Consider the following 4,997-nt stretch of genomic DNA (forward strand, 5'->3'; position numbering starts at 1 on the left):
CGGCCTTCGTGCCGAGCACTTTCGTACGGACCGCCGTGCCCGCGAAGACCGTTTCCACCGTGGTGGTCGCAGCGGTCGGCCCGGACAGGTACAACAGTATCACGATGCCGGCGGCGGCGCTGGTCGCGGCGGCGAGCTTCTTCGTGGTGCGGTTGTTCTTCGGCTGACGGAGGCCGCGGAAGCAGGCACGTGAATGGGCCCGCCCCCCTGGGAGAGGGGGCGGGCCCTTCGCCTTGCGGTGGCACCGCCATGCAGCACCGCAGGACGTGGGGGGTCCGGTTCGTGCTTAACCGAACCGGCCGGAGATGTAGTCCTCCGTGGCCTGGACCGACGGGTTGGAGAAGATGCGCTCCGTGTCATCGATCTCGACGAGCTTGCCCGGCTGGCCGACCGCGGCCAGGTTGAAGAAGGCGGTGCGGTCGGAGACGCGGGCCGCCTGCTGCATGTTGTGGGTCACGATGACGATCGTGAACCGTTCCTTCAGCTCGCTGATCAGGTCCTCGATGGCGAGCGTGGAGATCGGGTCGAGCGCCGAGCAGGGCTCGTCCATCAGCAGGACGTCCGGCTCGACCGCGATGGCGCGGGCGATGCACAGGCGCTGCTGCTGGCCGCCGGAGAGGCCGGAACCGGGCTTGTTGAGGCGGTCCTTGACCTCGTTCCAGAGGTTGGCGCCCTTGAGGGAGCGCTCGACGACCTCGGCGAGCTCGGCCTTCTTGTACTTGGCGTTCAGGCGCAGCCCCGCCGCGACATTGTCGAAGATCGACATCGTGGGGAAGGGGTTGGGGCGCTGGAAGACCATGCCGACCGTGCGGCGCACGGCGACGGGGTCGACGTTCGACGCGTACAGGTTCTCGTCGTCCAGCATCACCTTGCCCTCGACGCGGCCACCGGGGGTGACCTCGTGCATACGGTTCAGGGTGCGCAGGAAGGTGGACTTGCCGCAGCCGGACGGGCCGATGAAGGCCGTCACGGAGCGGGGCTCGACGGTCATGGAGATGTCGTCGATCGCCTTGTGGGAGCCGTAGTAGGCGGTGAGGCCGCTGACGTCGATTCGCTTGGCCATTTCAATCACTTCCAGGTGGCCTTAGCGGCCGGTCTTCGGGGCCTTCCAGCGGGCGATGCCGCGGGCGACCAGGTTGAGGATCATGACGAAGGCGATCAGGACGAGGGCGGCGGCCCAGGCGCGGTCGTACGACGCCTCACTGCCGACCTTGTACTGCTCCCAGATGTAGAAGGGGAGCGAGGACTGGGCACCTTCGAAGGGGTTGGTGTTGATCAGCTGGCTGCCGAAGACCAGCAGCATGATCGGCGCGGTCTCACCGGCGATGCGGGCGATCGCGAGCATCACACCCGTGGTGATACCCCCGATCGCGGTCGGGATGACCACCTTCAGGATGACGCGCCACTTCGGTACGCCGAGGGCGAGCGCGGCCTCGCGCAGCTCGTTGGGGACGAGCTTGAGCATCTCCTCCGTGGAGCGGACCACGACCGGGATCATCAGGATCGCCAGCGCCAGGGCGCCCATGAGGCCGGACGGTGCCAGGCCCGCGATCAGCATGATGGAGAGGATGAACAGGCCGGCGACGATCGACGGGATGCCCGTCATGACGTCGACGAAGAACGTCACGGCCTTGGCGAGCGCGCCCTTGCCGTACTCGACGAGGTAGACGGCCGTCAGCAGGCCGATCGGCGCGGAGACCAGGGTGGCCAGGCCGACCTGCTCCAAGGTGCCGATCAGCGCGTGGTAGACACCGCCGCCGACGTCGAAGCCGGGGACGCCGGCCATCGAGTGGGTGAGGAAGTACCCGTCGAGGACCTTGACGCCGCGGCTGACCGTCACCCAGATCAGGGACAGCAGCGGTACGACGGCGAGGACGAAGCACACCCAGACGACGCTGGTGGCGAGCCGGTCCTTGGCCTGGCGCTGGTTCTCGACGGCCGTGGTCGCGATGTACGAGACGACGACGAACAGGGCGGCCGCGATCAGGCCCCACTGGATACGGCTTTCGAGGCCGGTGGCGACGCCGACACCGATACCGAGGGCGACCGACACGGCGGCGAAACCGGCCGGGGCCCAGCGCGGCATACGGCGCGCGCTGAGGCTGCCCTTGAGGGCCGGGGCGGCCTGCTCGGGCTTCGCGTCCTGGATCACATTGCTCATCAGGCGTTCGCCCCCGAGTACTCCTTGCGGCGCGCGATGATCAGGCGGGCCGCGCCGTTGACCAGCAGGGTGAGGACGAAGAGCACCAGGCCGGAGGCGATCAGGGCGTCGCGCCCCAGCTCGTTGGCCTCGTCGAACTTCGCGGCGATGTTCTGGGCGAACGTACCGCCGCCCGGGTTGAGCAGGTGCAGCGAGATCACGAAGCTCGGGGAGAGGACCGTGGCGACGGCCATCGTCTCGCCGAGCGCGCGGCCGAGGCCCAGCATCGAGGCGGAGATGACGCCGGAGCGGCCGAAGGGCAGCACGGAGAGGCGGATGACCTCCCAGCGGGTCGCGCCGAGGGCCAGGGCGGCTTCCTCGTTCATGCGCGGCACCTGGAGGAAGACTTCGCGGCTGACGCTGGTCACGATCGGCAGGATCATGATCGCCAGCAGGATGCCGACGGTGAACAGTGAGCGGGCGACGCCGACCTCGGTCTTCTCGAAGATGTACGTCCAGCCCAGGAACTCGTCCAGCCAGAGGTTCAGGCCTTCCAGGTACGGGACGAGGAAGAGGGCGCCCCAGATGCCGTAGATGATCGACGGCACGGCGGCCAGCAGATCGACCACGTACGCGAGGGGCGCGGCCAGCTTGCGGGGCGCGTAGTGCGAGATGAACAGCGCGATGCCGACGGCGATGGGGACTGCGATCACCATCGCGATGATCGAGCTCACGATCGTGCCGAAGAGCAGGACCGCGATGCCGAAGACGGGGGGCTGCCCGGCCGGGTTCCAGTCGAAGGTGGTGAGGAAGTTGCCTTCGTTCTCGGCCAGGGCGAGCGAGGCCCGGTAGGTGAGGAACACGGCGATCGACGCCATGATCACCAGGAGCAGGATGCCCGAGCCGCGGGAGAGGCCGAGGAAGATCTTGTCGCCCGCGCGGCCCGTGGAGGTGGAGCCCGGCTTCCCGGCGACCGGCGGAGCCGGTGCGTTGTCAGTCGTTATAGCCATGGTCTTTCCGGTCTGTGTGGGGGAAGTCCGTGGTGGCGGCTCCCCTGGCGGCGGTGCACCGGATGGGGTGGAGGCCGGCCCGGTCGTCGTGCGCCGGGCCGGCCCTTGCTCGTGCTTAGGAGAGGCCGTTGACGGTCTCGCGGACCTTGGCGTTGATCTCGGCCGGGATCGGGGCGTAGCCGGCGTCGGAGAGGACCTTCTGGCCCTCGTCGGAGGCGGCGTAGCTCAGGAAGGACTTGACGGTGCCGAGGGTCTCGGCCTTGTTGCCGGTGTCGCAGACGACCTCGTAGGTGACCAGGACGATCGGGTACGCGCCCTCCGCCTTGGTGGCGTAGTCCAGCTCCAGGGCCAGGTCCTTGCCGGTGCCCTTGATCTTGGCGGCGGCGATGGCCTTGGAGGCGTTCTCCGAGGTGGCGGCGACCGGGGCGGAGGCGCCGGTGTTGATCTGGACGGTCGGGATGTTCTGCGAGGTGGCGTAGCTCAGCTCGAAGTAGCCGATGGCGCCCTCGGCCTGCTTCACCTGGGCGGCGACGCCGGAGGAGCCGGACGCGGCCTGGCCGCCGGGGGCGGGCCACTTCTTCTCGGCCTCGTACGGCCAGTCCGCCTTGGCGGCCTTGCCGAGGTACTTGCCGAGGTTCTGCGTGGTGCCGGAGTCCTCGGAGCGGTGGAACGCCTGGATCGCCGTGCTCGGGAGCTTGGCGTCCGGGTTGAGCTTGGCGATCGCCGGGTCGTCCCACTTCTTGATCTTGTCGTTGAAGATCTTGGCGAGGGTCGGGGCGTCGAGGACGAGGTCCTTCACACCGGGCAGGTTGTAACCGATCGCGACCGGGCCGCCGACCATCGGAAGGCTGATGCCCTGGCCGCCCTTGCAGATCTTCTTGGACTCGGCGACCTCGTCCGGCTTGAGCGCGGAGTCGGAGCCGGCGAACCCGACGGTGCCCTGGTTGAAGGCGACGATGCCCTCACCGGAGGAGGAGGACTTGTAGTTGATCTCCACGCCCGTGCAGGCGGCCATGTAGTTCCTGACCCACAGGTCCATCGCGTTCTTCTGCGCGGAGGAGCCGGAGGCCAGGAGCTGGCCCTTGGCACCCTCGCACTTGATGTTCGACGCGGCCCCGGTCTTCTTGCCGCCGTTGGAGGCGCCGGTGTTGTCGTCCGAACCACACGCCGTGAGGACCAGGGCGCCGGAGACGGCGAGGGCGCCGAGCGCGGTGGCGCGAAGCCCGTTCTTGCGCTGAAGCTTCACTTTCGGGTGTTCCTTCCAGGAGCCGCCGGTCCGGTGTTACGTCGTGCGGCGGCGTGTGTCGGGGAGTGGATGGCGGGCGGCTCGCTTTTCTGAGCTTTGCCGTTCACCTTGCACGGCCGAAATTAGGCAGACCAGGTGAAGCGGCCGACCGAGGAGAGTGAACGGCAGGTGAACCGTGACGGAAGCCGTGGTGAGGGGCGGCGCGGCTCATTCTCCAGCGGCGCGGCGCCGTCCGGCGGTGCCTTCTTGCGGGGCGCGGGGCCGTGTGCTGAGGGCCGGTGAGGGGCGCCCCCCGGGCACGGGCGCGGGGGCGTGCGCCGGTGTGAGCGGTACGCGGGGCGGTCCCGGGACCACCCGAGCGGGGGGCGGCCCGTGGACGGGAGGTAACCCGGGGGTGTGAGGCAGACGCGCAACCCCTCCGGGGGCGTGGTGCCGTGCCGTGCGCGGGCGGGTCGGCCGGGGCCGGGTGTGCGGTCGTGCGGCGCCCGCGGGCGGGGTCGGCCGGGGCCGGTGGGCCAGGGTCGGGGCCCCTCCGGGCTCACCTCCTCGCCGTCGGCGGGGTGCCCGAGCACTCTCGTCGCCGTTTCCGGCCGCCGATCGG

The 4,997-nt window shown here is 69.4% G+C and carries 4 protein-coding genes; all 4 read right to left on the bottom strand.

The annotated features are described in order from the left end of the window. Nucleotides 1–286: 286 nt before the first annotated feature. Complete coding sequence (gene pstB, locus ABT360_RS35020) at nucleotides 287–1,063, bottom strand: phosphate ABC transporter ATP-binding protein PstB (protein ID WP_351825759.1); 777 nt, start codon at nucleotides 1,061–1,063, stop codon at nucleotides 287–289. A gap of 21 nt (nucleotides 1,064–1,084) precedes the next feature. Continuing rightward, nucleotides 1,085–2,161: a phosphate ABC transporter permease PstA gene (pstA, locus tag ABT360_RS35025; protein WP_351825761.1), complete on the bottom strand. Its 1,077-nt coding sequence runs from the start codon at nucleotides 2,159–2,161 to the stop codon at nucleotides 1,085–1,087. After that, nucleotides 2,161–3,150, bottom strand: coding sequence for a phosphate ABC transporter permease subunit PstC (gene pstC, locus ABT360_RS35030; protein ID WP_351825763.1), 990 nt, complete (start codon nucleotides 3,148–3,150; stop codon nucleotides 2,161–2,163). The genes pstA and pstC overlap by 1 nt, the downstream gene beginning before the upstream one ends. Nucleotides 3,151–3,265: 115 nt before the next feature. Next, the gene (gene pstS / locus ABT360_RS35035) at nucleotides 3,266–4,396 is read right to left on the bottom strand and encodes a phosphate ABC transporter substrate-binding protein PstS (protein ID WP_351825765.1); all 1,131 of its coding nucleotides are present in this window, start codon (nucleotides 4,394–4,396) and stop codon (nucleotides 3,266–3,268) included. Between the last annotated feature and the right edge of the window lie 601 nt (nucleotides 4,397–4,997).

The organism is Streptomyces sp. NPDC000229 (assembly GCF_040300825.1).
Classification (GTDB): domain Bacteria; phylum Actinomycetota; class Actinomycetes; order Streptomycetales; family Streptomycetaceae; genus Streptomyces.